We start from the raw sequence: 18,014 nt of genomic DNA on the forward strand, positions 1-18,014 counted from the left end.
CAGTAATCTGACTAAAAGAGTACCGTTATTTGTGTAATTTTACTACTCATCCGACCACTAATTTTTGTGCATTTAGTGTTTATTTACATTCACGCCGTAACTGAGTTACATAATTGTTAAATTAATACTAACCATTAGTTAAATTGTGGATTACGCCATTTTTATACTTTTTTTACACCCCGCCATTCTATTTTTGCGAAATTTTTGCACCCAAAAACCTACGCTTAGCGCAATAACTCAACCATCCGGAGGTGGATTGTGACTACAGGCGTAATAGCCGGCACGGTGCTGGTGTTCCTGTTACTGGCGTATCTGGTTTATGCCCTTTTCAAGGCGGAGGCGCTGTAAATGGCTGCTCAAGGATTTTTACTCGTTGCCAGCTTCCTGCTGGTGCTGTTTGTGCTCGCCCGTCCGCTGGGCAAAGTGCTGGCAGGGATGATCAACAACACGCCGCTGCCGGGGCTTGCCCGCTGTGAAAGCGGGCTCTGGCGCGTCATGGGCATTTCCGGCCATGAGATGAGCTGGGGGCGCTATACCATTGCCATCCTGCTGCTGAATCTGGTCGGGCTGCTGGTACTTTTCGCCATGCTGATGTTGCAGGGCGTGCTGCCACTGAACCCGCAAAAACTTCCGGGACTGTCATGGCATCTGGCGCTTAATACCGCCGTCAGCTTTGTCAGCAACACCAACTGGCAGTCCTATAGCGGTGAAACCACCCTGAGCTATTTCAGCCAGATGGCGGGTTTGACGGTACAGAACTTCCTCTCTGCCGCCACCGGGATTGCCGTGCTGTTTGCGCTGGTGCGTGCGTTTGCCCGCCACAGCGTGAACACGCTGGGTAACGCGTGGGTCGATATCACCCGCATCACGCTGTGGCTGCTGCTGCCGATTTCCCTGCTGCTGGCGCTGTTCTTCATTCAGCAAGGGGCATTGCAGAATTTCCTGCCCTACCAGCCGTTTACCAGCATTGAGGGCGCGCATCAGTTGCTGCCAATGGGGCCGGTCGCCTCGCAGGAAGCCATTAAGATGCTCGGTACCAACGGCGGTGGCTTCTTTAACGCCAACTCTTCGCATCCGTTTGAAAACCCAACGGCACTCACCAACTTTGTGCAGATGCTGGCTATTTTCCTGATTCCTGCCGCGCTGTGCTTTGCCTTTGGCGAAGCGGTGGGCGATAACCGCCAGGGCCGCGCCATTCTCTGGGCCATGACGCTTATCTTTATCATCTGCGTCGCAGTGGTGATGTGGGCTGAAACCCGCGGTAACCCGCATCTGTTGGCCTTCGGTGCCGACAGCAGCATCAATATGGAAGGTAAAGAGAGCCGCTTTGGCATTCTTGCCAGCAGCCTGTACGCCGTGGTGACCACTGCCGCCTCCTGCGGTGCGGTCAACGCGATGCACGATTCCTTTACCGCACTCGGCGGCATGATCCCGCTGTGGCTGATGCAGATTGGTGAAGTGGTGTTCGGCGGCGTCGGTTCTGGTCTCTACGGCATGCTGCTGTTCGTGATGCTGGCAGTGTTTATTGCCGGTCTGATGATTGGCCGCACCCCGGAATATCTCGGTAAAAAAATCGACGTGCCGGAGATGAAGATGACCGCGCTGGCGATTCTGGTCACCCCGACGCTGGTACTGCTTGGCACTGCGCTCGCGATGATGACAGACGCGGGCCGCAGCGCGATGGCTAACCCCGGTTCACACGGCTTTAGCGAAGTGCTGTACGCCGTATCGTCAGCCGCCAACAACAACGGTAGCGCCTTTGCCGGTCTTAGCGCCAACTCACCGTTCTGGAACTGCCTGCTGGCGTTCTGCATGTTCGTCGGTCGCTTCGGCGTCATCGTACCGGTGATGGCGATTGCCGGTTCGCTGGTCAGCAAAAAAATCCAGCCAGCCACCCCGGGTACGCTTGCCACCCATGACGCGCTGTTTATCGGCCTGCTGATGGGGACCGTGCTGCTGGTTGGCGCCCTGACCTTTATTCCCGCCCTGGCGATTGGCCCTGTTGCGGAACATCTTTCCCTGTTTTGAGTGATGCGGAGCTATTGGTTATGAGTCGCAAACAACTGGCCCTGTTCGAACCCTCTCTGGTTCGCCAGGCGTTGATCGATGCCGTGAAGAAACTGAGCCCGACCATTCAGTGGCGTAACCCGGTGATGTTTATCGTCTGGATAGGCAGCGTACTCACCAGCGGGTTGGCCGTCGCCATGGCGCTGGGAACCCTGCCGGGTAACGCGTGGTTCAGCGGTGCTATCGCGCTGTGGCTGTGGTTTACCGTACTGTTCGCTAACTTTGCTGAAGCGATGGCGGAAGGCCGCAGCAAGGCGCAGGCCAACAGCCTGAAAGGCGTCAAGAAAACGGCGTTTGCCCGCAAACTGCGCGAGGCCCGCTACGGTGCCGCGATGGATCACGTCCCGGCAGACGAACTGCGTAAAGGCGATGTGGTGCTGGTGGAAGCCGGAGATATCATTCCCTGTGACGGCGAAGTTATTGAGGGCGGCGCATCAGTGGATGAAAGCGCCATAACCGGGGAATCTGCACCGGTAATCCGCGAGTCCGGCGGTGACTTTGCCTCCGTCACCGGTGGGACGCGCATTCTCTCAGACTGGCTGGTCGTGCGCTGTAGCGTCAACCCAGGCGAAACCTTCCTTGACCGGATGATCGCCATGGTTGAAGGCGCGCAGCGTCGTAAAACGCCTAACGAAATTGCCCTGACTATTCTGTTAGTCGCGCTGACTATCGTATTCCTGCTGGCGACGGCCACCATCTGGCCGTTCTCCGCCTGGAGCGGCACGCCGATTAGCGTCACCGTGCTGGTTGCGCTGCTGGTGTGTTTGATTCCTACCACCATCGGTGGCCTGCTCTCCGCCATCGGCGTGGCCGGGATGAGCCGTATGCTCGGCGCTAACGTGATTGCCACCAGCGGTCGCGCAGTAGAAGCGGCGGGCGACGTGGACGTGCTGCTGCTGGATAAAACCGGCACCATCACCCTCGGCAACCGTCAGGCTTCCCAGTTCCTGCCAGCCGATGGCGTGGACGAGAAAACGCTGGGCGATGCCGCACAGCTCTCATCGCTGGCGGACGAAACGCCGGAAGGCCGCAGCATCGTGGTGCTGGCAAAACAGCGCTTTAATCTGCGCGAGCGGGATCTGCAAACGCTGCATGCCACCTTTGTGCCGTTTACCGCCCAAAGCCGCATGAGCGGGATCAACATCGACAACCGCATGATCCGTAAAGGCTCCGTCGATGCCATTCGCCGCCATATCGAGAGCAACGGCGGCAGCTTCCCGCAGGACGTGGAGCAAAAAGTCGAGAGCGTTGCCCGCCTTGGTGCCACGCCACTGGTGGTAGCCGAAGGGGCTCGCGTGCTCGGCGTTATCTCGCTGAAAGATATCGTCAAAGGCGGCATTAAAGAGCGCTTCGCTCAGCTGCGCAAAATGGGTATCAAAACGGTGATGATCACCGGTGACAACCGCCTCACCGCGGCCGCGATAGCCGCCGAAGCGGGCGTGGACGATTTCCTGGCCGAAGCCACGCCGGAGGCCAAACTGGCGCTGATTCGTCAGTATCAGTCCGAAGGTCGCATGGTGGCGATGACCGGCGACGGCACTAACGACGCCCCGGCGCTGGCGCAAGCCGACGTAGCGGTGGCGATGAACTCCGGGACCCAGGCGGCGAAAGAGGCTGGCAACATGGTGGATCTGGACTCAAACCCCACCAAACTGATTGAAGTCGTGCATATCGGTAAACAGATGCTGATGACTCGTGGTTCCCTGACCACCTTCAGTATCGCCAATGACGTCGCCAAATACTTCGCCATCATTCCAGCGGCGTTCGCGGCAAGCTGGCCACAGCTGGGCGTGCTCAACATCATGCATCTGCACTCGCCTGACTCGGCCATTCTGAGCGCGGTGATTTTCAACGCCCTGATTATCGTCTTCCTGCTGCCGCTGGCGCTAAAAGGGGTGAGCTACCGCCCGCTCTCCGCCTCGGCCATGCTGCGCCGTAACCTGTGGATCTATGGTGCTGGTGGTCTGGTTGTGCCGTTTATTGGCATTAAAGTTATCGATTTACTGCTGACCCTGCTGGGTCTGGTCTGAGGAAATAGCCATGTCTGCATTACGTCCTGCTATCGTGATTTTTCTGTTCCTGGCGCTTATCACCGGGGGGCTCTACCCTCTGCTGACCACCGCGCTGGGGCAGTGGTTCTTCCCGGCGCAGTCGGGAGGGTCATTAATTATCGAAAACCATGAGATTCGCGGATCGTACCTGATCGGGCAGAACTTTACCGATCCCCGCTATTTCCAGGGTCGCCCTTCCGCGACCTCGGACGCCCCGGATAACCCGATGGCGTCCGGCGGCAGTAATCTCGCGGGCAGCAACCCGGCGCTGGATAAACTGTTTACCGACCGTATCGCCGCGCTACGTGCCGCTAACCCGGATGCCAGCCATGAAGTACCGGTTGAGCTGGTTACCGCCTCCGCCAGCGGCCTGGACCCGAATCTGACGCCAGCAGCCGCGCTGTGGCAGGTACCGCGTATTGCCAAAGCGCGTAACGTCCCGGCGGAGTGGCTGCGTAAAGAAGTTGAAGCCGCGACAAACTCTCCGCTGCTCGGCTTTCTCGGACAACCTGTGGTAAATATTACTAAGCTGAATATGGCGCTGGATGCCCACAAGGATAACTAATGATGACCGACGAGCCGCTGCGTCCCAACCCGGACCGCCTGCTGGAACAAACCGCCGAAGCGCACCGCGGTAAGCTGAAGATTTTCTTCGGTGCCTGTGCTGGGGTAGGAAAAACCTGGGCGATGCTGGCCGAGGCGCAGCGTCTGCGGGCGCAAGGGCTCGATATTCTGGCCGGCGTGGTGGAGACACACGGACGTAAAGAGACCGCCGCAATGCTCAGCGGCCTCACCCTCCTGCCGCCAAAGCGCAGCGCCTATCGCGGGCGCTACGTTTACGAGTTTGATCTTGATGCCGCCCTCGCCCGTCGTCCGGCGCTGGTATTGATGGACGAGCTGGCACACAGCAATGCGCCCGGCTCGCGCCACCCGAAACGCTGGCAGGATATTGATGAACTGCTGGAAGCGGGCATCGATGTCTTCACCACCGTTAACGTTCAGCATCTGGAGAGTCTCAACGATATCGTCAGCGGCGTGACAGGTATTCAGGTGCGCGAAACGGTACCCGATCCCTTCTTTGATGCCGCCGACGAGGTGGTGCTGGTCGATCTTCCCCCGGACGATCTGCGTCAGCGCCTGAACGAAGGTAAGGTCTATCTTGCCGGGCAGGCCGAACGCGCCATCGAGAATTTTTTCCGCAAAGGTAATCTGATTGCCCTGCGCGAACTGGCGCTGCGCCGTACCGCCGACCGCGTGGACGATCAAATGCGCGCCTGGCGCGATGGTCAAGGGCAAGAAAAAGTCTGGCACACCCGTGATGCCATTTTGCTGTGTATCGGCCACCACAGCGGCAGCGAAAAGCTGGTGCGCTCCGCCGCGCGCCTGGCGGCCCGCCTTGGCAGCGTCTGGCATGCCGTATATGTGGAAACCCCTACCCTGCACCGCCTACCCGAACCTCAGCGTCGGGCTATTCTCAACGCCCTGCGTCTGGCGCAAGAGCTGGGTGCCGAAACGGCTACGCTTTCTGAGCCGTCGGAAGAGGCGGCGGTGATCCGCTACGCGCGCGAGCACAATCTTGGCAAAATCGTGATTGGCCGTCAGAAAAAGCGCCACTGGTGGCGAGGCGAACGCTTTGGTGAGCGGCTCGCCCGCCATGCACCAGAGCTGGATCTGCTGGTCGTCGGCGTCGATGAATCGCCGCTTCCCCTGCCGGAGCGATCGCGCGATCAGCGACCATTTATGGATAAGTGGCGGGTACAGATTCGCGGCTGTCTGGTGGCGCTAGGGCTATGCGCCGGTATTACGCTGATTGCCAACCAATGGCTGATGGCCTTTGAGGCCGCCAACCTGGTGATGCTTTATCTGCTGGGCGTGGTGATCGTCGCGCTGTTCTACGGCCGCTGGCCGTCGGTGCTCGCCACGGTGATTAACGTGGTCAGCTTCGACCTCTTCTTCATCGCCCCACGCGGGACGCTTGCCGTCTCCGACGTGCAGTACCTGCTCACCTTCGGCGTAATGCTCACCGTGGGGCTAGTTATCGGTAATCTTACCGCGGGCGTCCGTTATCAGGCGCGCGTTGCACGCTATCGTGAGCAACGCACCCGTCATCTTTATGAGATGTCCAAAGCGCTTGCCGTGGGCCGCAACGCCCATGATATCGCCCACACCTGCGAGCAGTATATTCGCACCACCTTCCACGCCCGCAGCCAGGTACTGATGCCGGATGAACACGGCACGTTAACATCGCTGACCCACCAGGAGGGCATGACGCCGTGGGATGAAGCCATCGCCCACTGGAGCTTTGATAAAGGGCTACCGGCCGGTGCGGGAACCGATACCCTGCCCGGCGTGCCCTACTTGCTTCTTCCGCTGCGCAGCGCCGATAAAACCCACGGACTTATCGTGGTCGAACCCAATAACCTGCGCCAGTTGATGATCCCCGAGCAGCAGCGTCTGCTGGAAACCTTCACCTTGCTGGTTGCCAGCGCGCTGGAACGCCTGGCGTTAACCGAAAGCGAAGCGCAGTCGCGGCTTATCAGCGCCCGCGAGAGCCTGCGCAACTCGCTACTGGCAGCGCTTTCTCATGATCTGCGCACACCGCTGACCGTGCTGTTCGGTCAGGCGGAAATCCTGACGCTCGACCTTGCCAGCAGCGGCTCGCCGTACGCGCCTCAGGCCAACGAAATTCGCCAGCACGTGCTCAATACCACCCGACTGGTGAACAATTTGCTGGATATGGCGCGACTACAGTCGGGCGGCTTTAATTTGCATAAAGAGTGGCTGACGCTTGAAGAAGTGGTCGGTAGCGCGCTGCGTATGCTGGAGCCGAGCCTTAACGGTCGGCATATCGCCCTCTCCCTACCCGACCCGCTGATGCTGGTACATATCGACGGCCCGCTGTTCGAGCGCGTGTTGATTAATCTGCTGGAGAACGCCGTGAAATACGCGGGTAGCGAAGCGGAGATCGGTATCGCTGCCACTACCAAAGATGACCATCTGCTGCTTGACGTCTGGGACAGCGGGCCCGGCATTCCCGGCGGACAGGAAGAACATCTTTTTGCCAAGTTTACCCGTGGGCATAAAGAGTCTGCGATCCCCGGCGTGGGGTTGGGGCTCGCTATCTGCCAGGCAATCGTCGATATTCACGGCGGTACACTCACCGCCAGCAACCGCCCGGAAGGCGGCGCCTGTTTTCGTGTTACACTAGCGTTAGAACAACCGCCAGAACTTGATGAGGGACACGACGGCCTGTGACCAGCGTTTTAATTGTTGAAGATGAACAAGCCATCCGCCGTTTTCTGCGCACCGCGCTGGAGGCAGAAGACCTGCGCGTTTTTGACGCCCCCACGCTACAGCGAGGCCTGCTGGAAGCCGCCACGCGCAAGCCTGACCTGATCATTCTCGACCTCGGTCTGCCCGACGGCGACGGGTTGGATTTTATCCGCGATATTCGCCAGTGGAGCCCGGTGCCGATTATCGTGCTGTCAGCGCGCAGCGAAGAGAGCGATAAAATTGCCGCGCTCGACGCGGGTGCGGATGACTATCTCAGTAAGCCTTTTGGTATTGGCGAGCTTCAGGCTCGTCTGCGCGTTGCGCTACGCCGCCATGCGGGCAGCCAGCCGAATGATCCTATCGTGACCTTTTCAGATACCACCGTCGACCTCGCCGCGCGTCGTATCACTCGCGGCGGAGAAGAAATTCACCTCACCCCTATTGAATTCCGTCTGCTGGCGGTGCTGCTCAACAACGCGGGAAAAGTGCTCACCCAGCGCCAGCTGCTCAACCAGGTCTGGGGACCCAACGCCGTAGAGCATAGTCACTATTTGCGCATTTATATGGGGCACCTTCGCCAGAAGCTGGAAATAGATCCCGCGCGCCCACAGCATTTATTAACCGAAACCGGAATTGGTTATCGGTTTATGTTATGAATATTTATTCACAACCTCTCTATTCTTTATTTATTATTTCACCGCAAGATTAACCTCAAGCCGAAAAATATTTACTCGGCGTCATTACCCTTATTTAAAATAATTATTAAACAGTTTATTTACAATATTTAAACAAAACAGCATTTAATCCTGGTATCACCACTACCAATAATGGATAATTTCACTATTGATCTTGTTATATTGATCAATCTCACAGTTTTGAACCAATTCAGAGATAAAATGACCTCGCCATAAGATATTCATCGAAGGTATACGAAATGGAAAACAATAACCGATTGATGCCTCATATTCGACGGACAACACATATTATGATGTTTGCCCATCGCAATAGTTTCGATTTTCACTTCTTTAACGCCCGATAAGTCTCCCGACTTCGGGCGCCTCGCAGTTATTCCCTGCTAATACGGGCTCACGCCTGTAGCCAGCGCTCGCTCTGACAAACCTATACCCTAAATAATTCGAGTTACAGGAAGGCAGCAAGAGAGTGAATCCCGATGAGCTTGCTCTAGTAAGTCATTCGGGTGAACGAACGCAGCCAACGCACCTGCAGCTTGAAGTATGACGGGTAAAAGCTTCCGGCCACCGGACCGGCTGGGTTTGCCACATTCAAAAGAAGCTCACGCCCTGACGTTATTGTCAGCGAGATCGTTTTGCTTTTTTTCCGGCGATATCAATTTCTCATTCGGGAAATTGAGGGACTGCTATTACCTAAAATAAAGAGATGAAAAATGTCTGAATTAAAAATTGCCGTAAGCCGTACTTGCCCGGACTGTTTTACTACCCAGCGCGCTATTATCAATACCTGCGACACACACTTTATTGATGTTGCTGCTGCCGTATTATCTATTGAAGACGTTGAGTGCGGTAAACTCGATGAAATAGACGCGACGGGTTATAACCTGCCAGTATTTATTGCTATTAATAAAGACCAGATTGTTCCCGCCGAATATCTCTCACGTATTCAAGGGGTATTCGAGCATGACGAAACCCGCAATGACTTCTATGGTCGTCAGCTGGAATCGGCGGCGCACAAGTATGAAGTGAACCTGCGTCCACCATTCTTCAGCGCGCTGGTTGATTACGTGGCACAGGGTAACAGTGCGTTTGACTGCCCGGGGCATCAGGGGGGTGAATTCTTCCGCCGTCACCCTGCGGGCAACCAGTTTGTTGAATACTTTGGCGAAACCCTGTTCCGCTCTGACCTTTGCAACGCCGACGTGGCAATGGGCGACCTCTTGATCCACGAAGGTGCGCCGTGCATTGCACAGCAGCACGCCGCCAAAGTGTTTAACGCTGATAAAACCTACTTCGTTCTGAACGGCACCTCGTCTTCTAACAAAGTGGTGCTGAACGCCCTGCTCACCCCGGGTGACCTGGTGCTGTTTGACCGCAACAACCACAAATCCAACCACCACGGCGCGCTGTTACAGGCGGGGGCTACGCCAATTTATCTGGAAACCGCGCGCAACCCGTACGGCTTTATCGGTGGTATCGATGCCCACTGTTTTGAAGAGGGTTATCTGCGTGAACTGATTGCCGAAGTTGCACCAAACCGCGCGCGTAATCAGCGCCCGTTCCGCCTGGCGGTGATTCAGCTTGGCACCTACGACGGCACCATCTATAACGCCCGTCAGGTGGTTGATAAAATTGGTCATCTCTGCGACTACATCCTGTTCGACTCCGCGTGGGTCGGCTACGAACAGTTTATTCCGATGATGGCCGACTGCTCGCCGCTGCTGCTTGAACTCAACGAAAACGATCCAGGGATTCTGGTCACTCAGTCGGTACACAAACAGCAGGCAGGCTTCTCACAGACCTCGCAGATTCACAAGAAAGATAGCCATATCAAAGGCCAACAGCGTTATGTTCCACATAAACGCCTCAATAACGCCTTTATGATGCACGCCTCCACCAGCCCGTTCTACCCGCTGTTTGCCGCCCTGGACGTGAACGCCCGTATGCATGAAGGTCAGGCTGGCCGCAATATGTGGATGGACTGCGTCTCCAACGGTATCGAAGCGCGTAAGCTTATCCTCGATAACTGCCACCATATTCGCCCGTTCGTACCAGGTGAAATTGACGGTAAAGCATGGCAGTCATGGCCGACCGAAACCATTGCCAACGACCTGCGCTTCTTCCACTTCGTACCGGGCGAGCGCTGGCACGGTTTTGAAGGCTATGCTGAACATCAGTACTTTGTCGACCCATGCAAACTGCTGCTGACCACCCCGGGCATTAATGCTGAAGGCGAATATGACACCTTCGGCGTACCGGCCACCATTCTGGCGAACTACCTACGTGAACACGGCGTGGTGCCGGAAAAATGCGACCTCAACTCCATCCTGTTCCTGCTGACGCCAGCGGAAGATATGGCCAAGCTGCAACAGCTCGTCGCGCTGCTGGTCCGTTTCGAAACGCTGCTGGAAGCCGATGCGCCGCTGCAAGAGGTTCTGCCATCGCTCTACGGTCAGCATAAAGACCGCTATGCCGGTTACACCCTGCGCCAGCTCTGCCAGGAAATGCATGACCTGTATGCGCGTCACAACGTGAAACAGCTGCAAAAAGAGATGTTCCGTAAATCACACTTCCCACGCGTCAGCATGAATCCACAGGACGCCAACTACGCCTACCTTCGTGGTCAGGTTGAGCTGGTACCGCTGTCGATGGCGGAAGGCAAAATCGCCGCCGAAGGTGCCCTGCCGTATCCTCCAGGCGTGCTGTGTGTTGTTCCTGGGGAAATCTGGGGTGATTCCGTTCTGCGTTACTTCAAAGCGCTGGAAGAAGGCATCAACCTGCTGCCGGGCTTCGCGCCAGAGCTGCAGGGGGTTTATATCCAGGAACACAACGGCCGCAAAGAAGTGTGGTGCAACGTGATTGAGACTCAGCAGCCGCAACCTGCCCTGCTGAAAGGGGAGAAATTATGAGCAAAGCCAACAATAAGATGGGTGTTGTTCAGCTCACCATCCTGACAATGGTGAACATGATGGGCTCCGGGATTATCATGCTGCCCACCAAACTCGCTGAAGTCGGCACCATCTCCATTATCTCCTGGCTGGTCACCGCCGTCGGCTCGATGGCGCTGGCCTGGACCTTTGCAAAATGCGGGATGTTCAGTAAGAAACCCGGCGGTATGGGTGGCTACGCGGAGTATGCCTTCGGTAAGTCGGGCAACTTCATGGCCAACTATACCTACGGGGTTTCACTGCTGATTGCCAACGTCGCTATCGCCATTTCGGCGGTGGGTTACGGCACCGAGCTTTTCGGTGCCGCACTGAGCCCGGTGCAGATCGGGCTCGCCACCATCGGCGTGCTGTGGATCTGTACCGTTGCTAACTTCGGTGGTGCGCGCATTACCGGGCAGATCAGCAGCATCACGGTATGGGGCGTCATTATTCCGGTGGTGGGTCTGTGCATCATCGGCTGGTACTGGTTCAGCCCAACAATGTACGTCGAATCCTGGAACCCGCACCACGTGCCGTTCTTTAGCGCCGTCGGTTCTTCTATTGCCATGACGCTGTGGGCGTTCCTTGGTCTGGAATCTGCCTGTGCAAACGCCGAAGTGGTGGAAAATCCGGAACGTAACGTGCCGATTGCTGTACTCGGCGGGACGCTCGGGGCAGCGGTGATTTACATCATCTCCACCAACGTGATTGCCGGTATCGTGCCAAACATGGACTTGGCCAACTCCACCGCGCCGTTCGGTCTGGCCTTCGCGCAGATGTTCACCCCGGAAGTCGGGAAAGTGATTATGGCGCTGATGGTGATGTCCTGCTGCGGTTCGCTGCTTGGTTGGCAGTTCACCATTGCTCAGGTGTTCAAATCCTCGGCGGACGAAGGTTACTTCCCGAAAATCTTCTCCCGCGTCAGCAGTGCTGATGCTCCGGTTCAGGGGATGCTGGTTATCGTGATTATCCAGTCCGGGCTGTCGCTGATGACCATTAGCCCGTCGCTGAACAACCAGTTCAACGTGCTGGTTAACCTGGCGGTGGTGACCAACATTATTCCGTACATCCTGTCGATGGCTGCGCTGGTGATTATCCAGCGGATGGCTAACGTGCCTATGAACAAAGCACGCATCGCCAACTTCGTGGCATTCATTGGGGCTATGTATAGTTTTTATGCGCTCTACTCTTCCGGCGAAGAAGCGATGCTGTACGGTTCCATCGTGACGTTCCTCGGTTGGACGCTGTACGGGCTGGTATCGCCGCGCTTTGAACTGAAAAACAAACACGGTTAAATCTATCCGGGCTGCAGACCACTGCAGCCCACTTTTCTTCTTTTCTGATAAGACCATCATCATGAGCAATCCAGAACGCATCGTCAGCGACCCCGATAAAATTCGTAGTCTGCTTCAGCACCATCAGATTTGCCGCATCGCCCTTAACGATGAGTACAGCCCATATATTGTGCCCGTCAATTTCGGCTATACGCATGAAGACGGGCGCTGGACGTTCTATTTTCACGGCGCGCGTAGCGGAAAAAAGATGCGTTTACTGCGTAAAGACCCTGCTATTAGTCTTGAAATTGATGGCGATCACCAATTAATTCCGGCTGCCGATGCATGCGACTATAGCTTTGCTTATTCCAGTATTATTGCCAGCGGACGGGCGACTATTTTGCATGAACGTGAGGAAATGGTGCACGGACTAAATGTCATTATGCGCCAGGCCGTGCCGGGACAAACATTCAGCTATCGGGATGACATGCTGAAAGCGGTTTGCGTCGTGCGCATCGATTGCCAGATGTTAACCTGCCGCCAGCACGCGGAGAGATAAAAAAGGGAGCCATTCGGCTCCCTTTTCTTACCCCATCACTCAGGCGTTTTTCAGCACTTCGCTGACAATTTCTACCGCTTCTTTCTCAATCTGCTTACGGTGTTCAGCACCGAGGAAGCTTTCGCAGTAAATCTTGTAGGCATCTTCGGTACCGGATGGACGCGCCGCGAACCAGCCGTTGTCGGTCATCACTTTCAGACCGCCGATAGAAGCGCCGTTACCCGGTGCCGCCGTCAGACGCGCGGTAATCGGGTCACCCGCCAGCGTACTGGCGCTCACCATTTCTGGAGAGAGCTTAGACAGCGCCGCTTTCTGTGCGGAGGTGGCGCTAGCCTGCAGACGGTTGTAGCTTGGCGCGCCGAAACGAGCCGCGAGTTCGTTGTAATGCTCCTGCGGATTCTTACCGGTGACGGCAGTAATTTCCGCCGCCAGCAGGCACATGATGATCCCGTCTTTATCGGTAGACCACGGTGTACCATCAAAGCGCAGGAAGGAAGCGCCCGCGCTCTCTTCGCCGCCGAAGCCGAAGCTACCGTCGAACAGACCATCAACGAACCATTTGAAACCGACCGGTACTTCTACCAGCTTACGGCCCAGATCGTTCACCACGCGGTCAATCATTGCTGAAGAGACCAGGGTTTTACCCACGGCAACGTCTTTGCCCCATTGCGGGCGATGCTGGAACAGGTAGTTGATTGCCACTGCCAGATAGTGGTTCGGGTTCATCAGGCCAGCCGGCGTGACGATACCGTGACGGTCATAGTCCGGGTCGTTAGCAAACGCCAGGTCGAACTTATCACGCAGCGCCAGCAGACCCGCCATGGCACACTCGGAGGAGCAGTCCATACGGATCGCGCCGTCTTTATCGAGGTGCATAAAGCGGAAAGTCTGGTCAACGTGATCGTTAACGATGGTCAGGTTCAGGTTGTAATGCTTAGCAATACGCTTCCAGTATTCGATACCGGAACCGCCCAGCGGGTCAACGTCCAGGGTCAGACCGGCTTTCTGGATAGCCGCCATATCGACGATATCCGCCAGCCCTTCAATAAACGGCTGCACCAGATCGACTTCTTTCACGTGACCGGAAGCCAGTGCCGCGTCGTACGAAATACGCTTCACGCCTTCCAGATTTGCAGCCAGCAGCGCATTCGCGCGGTCTTCAACCACTTTAGTGACGTTGGTATCAGCCGGGCCACCGTTTGGTGGGTTGTACTTGATACCGCCGTCTTCCGGTGGGTTGTGGGATGGCGTAATCACGATCCCATCGGCCAGCTTGCCGCCTTTTTTGTTGTGTACCAGGATAGCGTTTGATACCGCTGGAGTTGGCGTAAAGCCATTGTCTTCCTGAACAATGACATCCACCCCGTTTGCTGCCAGCACTTCGAGAACGGAGATAAACGCCGGCTCAGAGAGCGCGTGAGTATCTTTCCCGACATAGCATGGGCCCGTAATTCCATTTTTCGCGCGCTCTTCAGCAATCGCCTGAGCAATGGCCAGAATATGCTTTTCATTGAAGCTGTGACGACCCGCGCTCCCACGGTGGCCGGACGTACCGAACTTCACCGCATGTTCCGGGTTACTCACGTCAGGCTGCAGCACGTAGTACTGCGCCGTCAGTTGGGCGACGTTGATCAAATCACTCTGCTGTGCAGGTTGTCCTGCACGGGTATGGTTTGCCATTGCCTGGTCCTTCTTATGCAAGGGTTAGATTGTCAGTATTAGATAGTACCGCAAACCTTCTCAATCAATTCCGCCGGGAATTGCATTGATTGCATGATGTGTTCGACCATGCTGCATTTACGGCCTGTATTGGTATTGGTAATGACCCAGTATGGCGTATCCGGAACCTGTTTTGGTTTTGTCTGATTGCCGTTTTTGAGCAGCGTTTGCTCATCAGCCGCAAAATAGACACGGGTACGACCGTGAAGGGATTCGGTAGCTTCTGCAAACGCTTTGTTGTCCAGAGCGTACAGCGTGGTCAGAACCAGCATGAAGCGGTTAACCGCTTTCTTCTGCTCGGCATACTCATCAGAGAGCAGCAGCTCGCGCATGGCACGAACTTTATCTTTGGCGGTTTTCACCGTTTTTACGTCAGCAACGGGAGCAGCAGCCGGGGCCGGAGCGGGAGCCGGTTCTGCTTTGACGACCGGCGCAGCGGCAGCAGCCACGGGCTGGGAAGCGGCGGAGAATTTCAGCATACGCCGTAAAATGTCGGACGCGCTCTCGCCAATGTGCAGAGTGTGAGCCGCAATATAGCGATAGAGCTCGTCATCAACTTCGATCGTTTTCATCTTAATCCGGTGCGATAATTTTTCTGAATACAATTCATTGGGATTATAAAGTCAAAACCCAACAGCGGGTAGCGCCAAACCAGGAAGACGGCAAAATTCGGATGAGTTCCTCTCTTGCCCCTGAGCGTTAGAATGTCCAACATGATACCCTAACCCGACAATGCGAAAAAAAGAACTTTGCTATGAAATTGAATGTCCGAGCGCAATCTGCACAAAACCTGCACAATAATTCTCCCATCGTTCTCGTCCACGGCCTGTTCGGCAGCCTCGATAATCTGGGTATCCTGGCCCGCGACCTGGTTACCGATCACGATATCCTCAAGGTCGACATGCGTAACCATGGCCTCTCACCGCGTGCCGATGAGATGACCTATCCCGCCATGGCTCAGGATCTTCTCGACACGCTTGATGCCAACGGCATCGAAAAAGCCACGGTTATCGGCCATTCCATGGGTGGCAAAGCGGTGATGGCGCTTACCGCGCTGGCCCCAGAACGCATCGACCGCTTGGTCGCAATTGATATTGCACCGGTGGATTATCACGTCCGTCGCCACGATGAGATTTTTGCGGCCATTAACGCCGTCACCAGCGCCGGTGTAGCAACTCGCCAGCAGGCCGCGACGGTAATGCGCGAATACTTAAAAGAAGAAGGTGTGATTCAGTTCCTGCTGAAATCCTTCGTCGACGGCGCCTGGCGCTTTAACGTACCGGTGTTGTGGGAGCAATACCCGCATATCGTGGGCTGGGAAGCCATTCCGGCCTGGGACCACCCTGCTCTGTTTATTCCCGGCGGCAATTCACCGTACGTCACCGAAGCCTACCGCAGCGCGCTGCTGGCTCAATTCCCCCAGGCAAAAGCACACGTCATCGCCGGTGCGGGCCACTGGGTTCACGCCGAAAAACCGGACGCGGTACTGCGGGCTATCCGTCGTTACCTCAGTGAATGATTAAAAATGCATCGACCGCGCGCCAGAATGGCCGTGGTCGTTGGCGTGTGGGCCTCACTGATGTATGATTGCGCGCTGTCTGCACTGGGCACCGCCCGGTAGCTTGTTTCCCCGAAGTCACTCAGAACCATGGCAAAAGAACAAACGGACCGTACGACCTTAGATTTGTTCGCAAATGAGCGTCGGCCGGGAAGACCAAAAACCAATCCGCTTTCGCGTGACGAACAGCTGCGCATTAATAAGCGTAATCAGTTAAAACGCGACAAAGTGCGCGGTCTGAAACGCGTGGAGCTGAAGTTGAATAACGAAGCCGTTGATGCGCTCAACGAGCTGGCGACTGCCCGTGATATGAGCCGTAGCGAACTCATCGAAGAGATGTTGATGAGCCAGTTGGCCCAGCTACACGGACAGGGGAAAGTCTGAAAATCCCCCCAAAACACACTTTCATGTAGCAGAGTGTGCAGTACGGCACGATAGCGGTTTCCGCACGCTTCTCAGTTCTGCTATGATTGCCCTTATCTGTGGGCAATAAGCCACCACCATATCATTAAGTTTCAAGAGGTTATTTTACTCATGGCAATCGTTGGCATCTTTTTCGGTAGCGATACCGGGAACACCGAAAATATCGCAAAAATGATTCAAAAACAGCTTGGTAAAGATGTCGCTGACGTTCACGACATTGCCAAGAGCAGCAAAGAAGATCTGGAAGCATTCGATATTCTGCTGCTGGGTATCCCAACCTGGTACTACGGCGAAGCGCAGTGCGATTGGGACGATTTCTTCCCAACGCTGGAAGAAGTGGACTTCAACGGCAAGCTGGTCGCGCTGTTTGGCTGCGGCGACCAGGAAGACTATGCTGAATATTTCTGTGATGCGCTGGGTACCATTCGCGACATCATTGAACCACGCGGCGCGACCATCGTCGGTCACTGGCCAACGGCAGGTTACCATTTCGAAGCGTCTAAAGGCCTGGCCGATGACGACCACTTTGTTGGTCTGGCCATCGACGAAGACCGTCAGCCTGAGCTGACCGCTGAACGCGTTGAAAAATGGGTTAAGCAGGTTGCAGAAGAGCTGCACCTGGAAGAGATCAAAAACGCCTGATGCAAAACAGTGAGGCGTAGTGATGAAACTACGCCTCATTAATAGGTAAAAGCAATTAAAATAATAGCTACAATTTTTTAACTTTTTAGCGCATACCTGTACAATATCTTCTGATTTAGCGCGGTCTCATCGTAACTTTGTCGGTGAAGCCTCGTTTTTGATAGCTTAGTTTACCCGGCTCTTGCTGTTTTCATTTCAATAGGGTCATTCTATAATGAGACGCATTAATTCGGGTGCATTCTCTGTGATACTTTCGCTGATGGAAGTTGATCGTTTAGCAACAGGACAGATTCCGCATGACTGACAACAATACCGCATTAAAGAAGGCTGGCCTGAAAGTCACACTTCCACGGTTAAAGATTCTGGAAGTCCTTCAGGAACCGGATAACCACCATGTCAGCGCGGAAGACTTATATAAACGCCTGATCGACATGGGTGAAGAGATTGGTTTGGCCACGGTTTACCGCGTACTTAACCAGTTTGATGACGCCGGCATCGTGACTCGTCATAATTTTGAAGGCGGTAAATCCGTTTTCGAACTGACCCAGCAGCATCACCACGATCACCTGATTTGCCTCGACTGCGGCAAAGTGATCGAGTTCAGCGATGATTCCATCGAAGCTCGTCAGCGTGAAATCGCGTCGAAGCATGGTATTCGCTTAACGAACCACAGTCTTTATCTCTACGGTCACTGCGCTGAAGGCGACTGCCGTGAAGATGAACACGCGCATGACGCAGTCGCAAAATAAGCGTACAGCCTCTCGAAAAGCCAGCCTATGCGCTGGTTTTTTTATACTCTGCGTTTTACGACGCCCACAAAAAAACCGCT

General features: G+C 55.4%; 16 protein-coding genes. 14 read left to right on the forward strand and 2 right to left on the reverse strand.

The window, feature by feature from the left end; translation table 11 throughout:
- Positions 1-258: 258 nt before the first annotated feature.
- The 10 genes from kdpF (at position 259) to RDN66_RS19880 (ending at position 12,843) form a co-directional block, all read left to right on the forward strand.
- A complete protein-coding gene (gene kdpF, locus RDN66_RS19835) occupies positions 259-348 on the forward strand; it encodes a K(+)-transporting ATPase subunit F (protein WP_035892707.1) in 90 nt (29 codons plus the stop codon).
- Positions 349-2,028 carry a potassium-transporting ATPase subunit KdpA gene (kdpA, locus tag RDN66_RS19840; RefSeq protein ID WP_202216225.1) on the forward strand — a complete coding sequence of 560 codons (1,680 nt, stop codon included), beginning with the start codon at positions 349-351 and terminating at the stop codon, positions 2,026-2,028. It begins immediately after the preceding gene.
- Between the two features lie 20 nt (positions 2,029-2,048).
- The gene (gene kdpB, locus RDN66_RS19845) at positions 2,049-4,097 is read left to right on the forward strand and encodes a potassium-transporting ATPase subunit KdpB (RefSeq protein WP_202216226.1); all 2,049 of its coding nucleotides are present in this window, start codon (positions 2,049-2,051) and stop codon (positions 4,095-4,097) included.
- 10 nt (positions 4,098-4,107) lie between these two features.
- Positions 4,108-4,683 carry a potassium-transporting ATPase subunit KdpC gene (gene kdpC / locus RDN66_RS19850; protein ID WP_035892703.1) on the forward strand — a complete coding sequence of 192 codons (576 nt, stop codon included), beginning with the start codon at positions 4,108-4,110 and terminating at the stop codon, positions 4,681-4,683.
- A 2-nt stretch (positions 4,684-4,685) separates the two neighbouring features.
- Complete coding sequence (gene kdpD / locus RDN66_RS19855) at positions 4,686-7,373, forward strand: two-component system sensor histidine kinase KdpD (RefSeq protein WP_202218149.1); 2,688 nt, start codon at positions 4,686-4,688, stop codon at positions 7,371-7,373.
- Positions 7,370-8,047, forward strand: a complete 678-nt coding sequence (gene kdpE / locus RDN66_RS19860) for a two-component system response regulator KdpE (RefSeq protein ID WP_035892702.1) — start codon at positions 7,370-7,372, stop codon at positions 8,045-8,047. The genes kdpD and kdpE overlap by 4 nt, the downstream gene beginning before the upstream one ends.
- Positions 8,048-8,325: 278 nt before the next feature.
- Positions 8,326-8,430 carry a leader peptide SpeFL gene (speFL, locus tag RDN66_RS19865; RefSeq protein WP_106875989.1) on the forward strand — a complete coding sequence of 35 codons (105 nt, stop codon included), beginning with the start codon at positions 8,326-8,328 and terminating at the stop codon, positions 8,428-8,430.
- Between the two features lie 366 nt (positions 8,431-8,796).
- The gene (speF, locus tag RDN66_RS19870; protein ID WP_308538129.1) at positions 8,797-10,992 is read left to right on the forward strand and encodes an ornithine decarboxylase SpeF; all 2,196 of its coding nucleotides are present in this window, start codon (positions 8,797-8,799) and stop codon (positions 10,990-10,992) included.
- Positions 10,989-12,305 (forward strand): putrescine-ornithine antiporter, encoded by a 1,317-nt coding sequence (gene potE, locus RDN66_RS19875; protein WP_308538130.1) that lies wholly within the window; start codon positions 10,989-10,991, stop codon positions 12,303-12,305. Before speF ends, potE begins: the two co-directional genes overlap by 4 nt.
- A gap of 61 nt (positions 12,306-12,366) precedes the next feature.
- On the forward strand, positions 12,367-12,843 hold the full coding sequence (locus RDN66_RS19880) for a pyridoxamine 5'-phosphate oxidase family protein (protein WP_123651698.1): 477 nt from the start codon (positions 12,367-12,369) through the stop codon (positions 12,841-12,843).
- A gap of 39 nt (positions 12,844-12,882) precedes the next feature.
- Here the strand turns inward: RDN66_RS19880 and pgm are convergent, their stop codons facing one another.
- Positions 12,883-14,523, reverse strand: a complete 1,641-nt coding sequence (gene pgm / locus RDN66_RS19885; protein WP_308538131.1) for a phosphoglucomutase (alpha-D-glucose-1,6-bisphosphate-dependent) — start codon at positions 14,521-14,523, stop codon at positions 12,883-12,885.
- Positions 14,524-14,561: 38 nt separating this feature from the next.
- On the reverse strand, positions 14,562-15,134 hold the full coding sequence (seqA, locus tag RDN66_RS19890) for a replication initiation negative regulator SeqA (protein ID WP_035892696.1): 573 nt from the start codon (positions 15,132-15,134) through the stop codon (positions 14,562-14,564).
- 182 nt (positions 15,135-15,316) lie between these two features.
- On the opposite strand from seqA, the gene ybfF reads away from it, so the two are divergent.
- The 4 genes from ybfF (at position 15,317) to fur (ending at position 17,934) form a co-directional block, all read left to right on the forward strand.
- The gene (ybfF, locus tag RDN66_RS19895; protein ID WP_202216228.1) at positions 15,317-16,081 is read left to right on the forward strand and encodes an esterase; all 765 of its coding nucleotides are present in this window, start codon (positions 15,317-15,319) and stop codon (positions 16,079-16,081) included.
- Between the two features lie 129 nt (positions 16,082-16,210).
- Positions 16,211-16,504: a LexA regulated protein gene (gene ybfE / locus RDN66_RS19900; protein WP_035892694.1), complete on the forward strand. Its 294-nt coding sequence runs from the start codon at positions 16,211-16,213 to the stop codon at positions 16,502-16,504.
- Positions 16,505-16,654: 150 nt separating this feature from the next.
- Entirely contained in the window at positions 16,655-17,185 is a 531-nt protein-coding gene (gene fldA, locus RDN66_RS19905; protein ID WP_035892693.1) for a flavodoxin FldA, read from the forward strand.
- Between the two features lie 296 nt (positions 17,186-17,481).
- Positions 17,482-17,934 (forward strand): ferric iron uptake transcriptional regulator, encoded by a 453-nt coding sequence (fur, locus tag RDN66_RS19910; RefSeq protein WP_035892692.1) that lies wholly within the window; start codon positions 17,482-17,484, stop codon positions 17,932-17,934.
- Positions 17,935-18,014: the final 80 nt, after the last annotated feature.

The organism is uncultured Kluyvera sp., assembly GCF_902485085.1.
GTDB classification, from domain to species: domain Bacteria; phylum Pseudomonadota; class Gammaproteobacteria; order Enterobacterales; family Enterobacteriaceae; genus Kluyvera; species Kluyvera ascorbata.

Bases quoted from the DNA above. Each gene is read 5' to 3' on its own strand.
- kdpA (WP_202216225.1), top strand. From the start codon at position 349: ATGGCTGCTCAAGGATTTTTACTCGTTGCCAGCTTCCTGCTGGTGCTG.
- kdpB (WP_202216226.1), top strand. From the start codon at position 2,049: ATGAGTCGCAAACAACTGGCCCTGTTCGAACCCTCTCTGGTTCGCCAG.
- kdpC (WP_035892703.1), top strand. From the start codon at position 4,108: ATGTCTGCATTACGTCCTGCTATCGTGATTTTTCTGTTCCTGGCGCTT.
- kdpD (WP_202218149.1), top strand. From the start codon at position 4,686: ATGACCGACGAGCCGCTGCGTCCCAACCCGGACCGCCTGCTGGAACAA.
- speFL (WP_106875989.1), top strand. From the start codon at position 8,326: ATGGAAAACAATAACCGATTGATGCCTCATATTCGACGGACAACACAT.
- speF (WP_308538129.1), top strand. From the start codon at position 8,797: ATGTCTGAATTAAAAATTGCCGTAAGCCGTACTTGCCCGGACTGTTTT.
- potE (WP_308538130.1), top strand. From the start codon at position 10,989: ATGAGCAAAGCCAACAATAAGATGGGTGTTGTTCAGCTCACCATCCTG.
- RDN66_RS19880 (WP_123651698.1), top strand. From the start codon at position 12,367: ATGAGCAATCCAGAACGCATCGTCAGCGACCCCGATAAAATTCGTAGT.
- pgm (WP_308538131.1), bottom strand. From the start codon at position 14,523: ATGGCAAACCATACCCGTGCAGGACAACCTGCACAGCAGAGTGATTTG.
- seqA (WP_035892696.1), bottom strand. From the start codon at position 15,134: ATGAAAACGATCGAAGTTGATGACGAGCTCTATCGCTATATTGCGGCT.
- ybfF (WP_202216228.1), top strand. From the start codon at position 15,317: ATGAAATTGAATGTCCGAGCGCAATCTGCACAAAACCTGCACAATAAT.
- ybfE (WP_035892694.1), top strand. From the start codon at position 16,211: ATGGCAAAAGAACAAACGGACCGTACGACCTTAGATTTGTTCGCAAAT.
- fldA (WP_035892693.1), top strand. From the start codon at position 16,655: ATGGCAATCGTTGGCATCTTTTTCGGTAGCGATACCGGGAACACCGAA.
- fur (WP_035892692.1), top strand. From the start codon at position 17,482: ATGACTGACAACAATACCGCATTAAAGAAGGCTGGCCTGAAAGTCACA.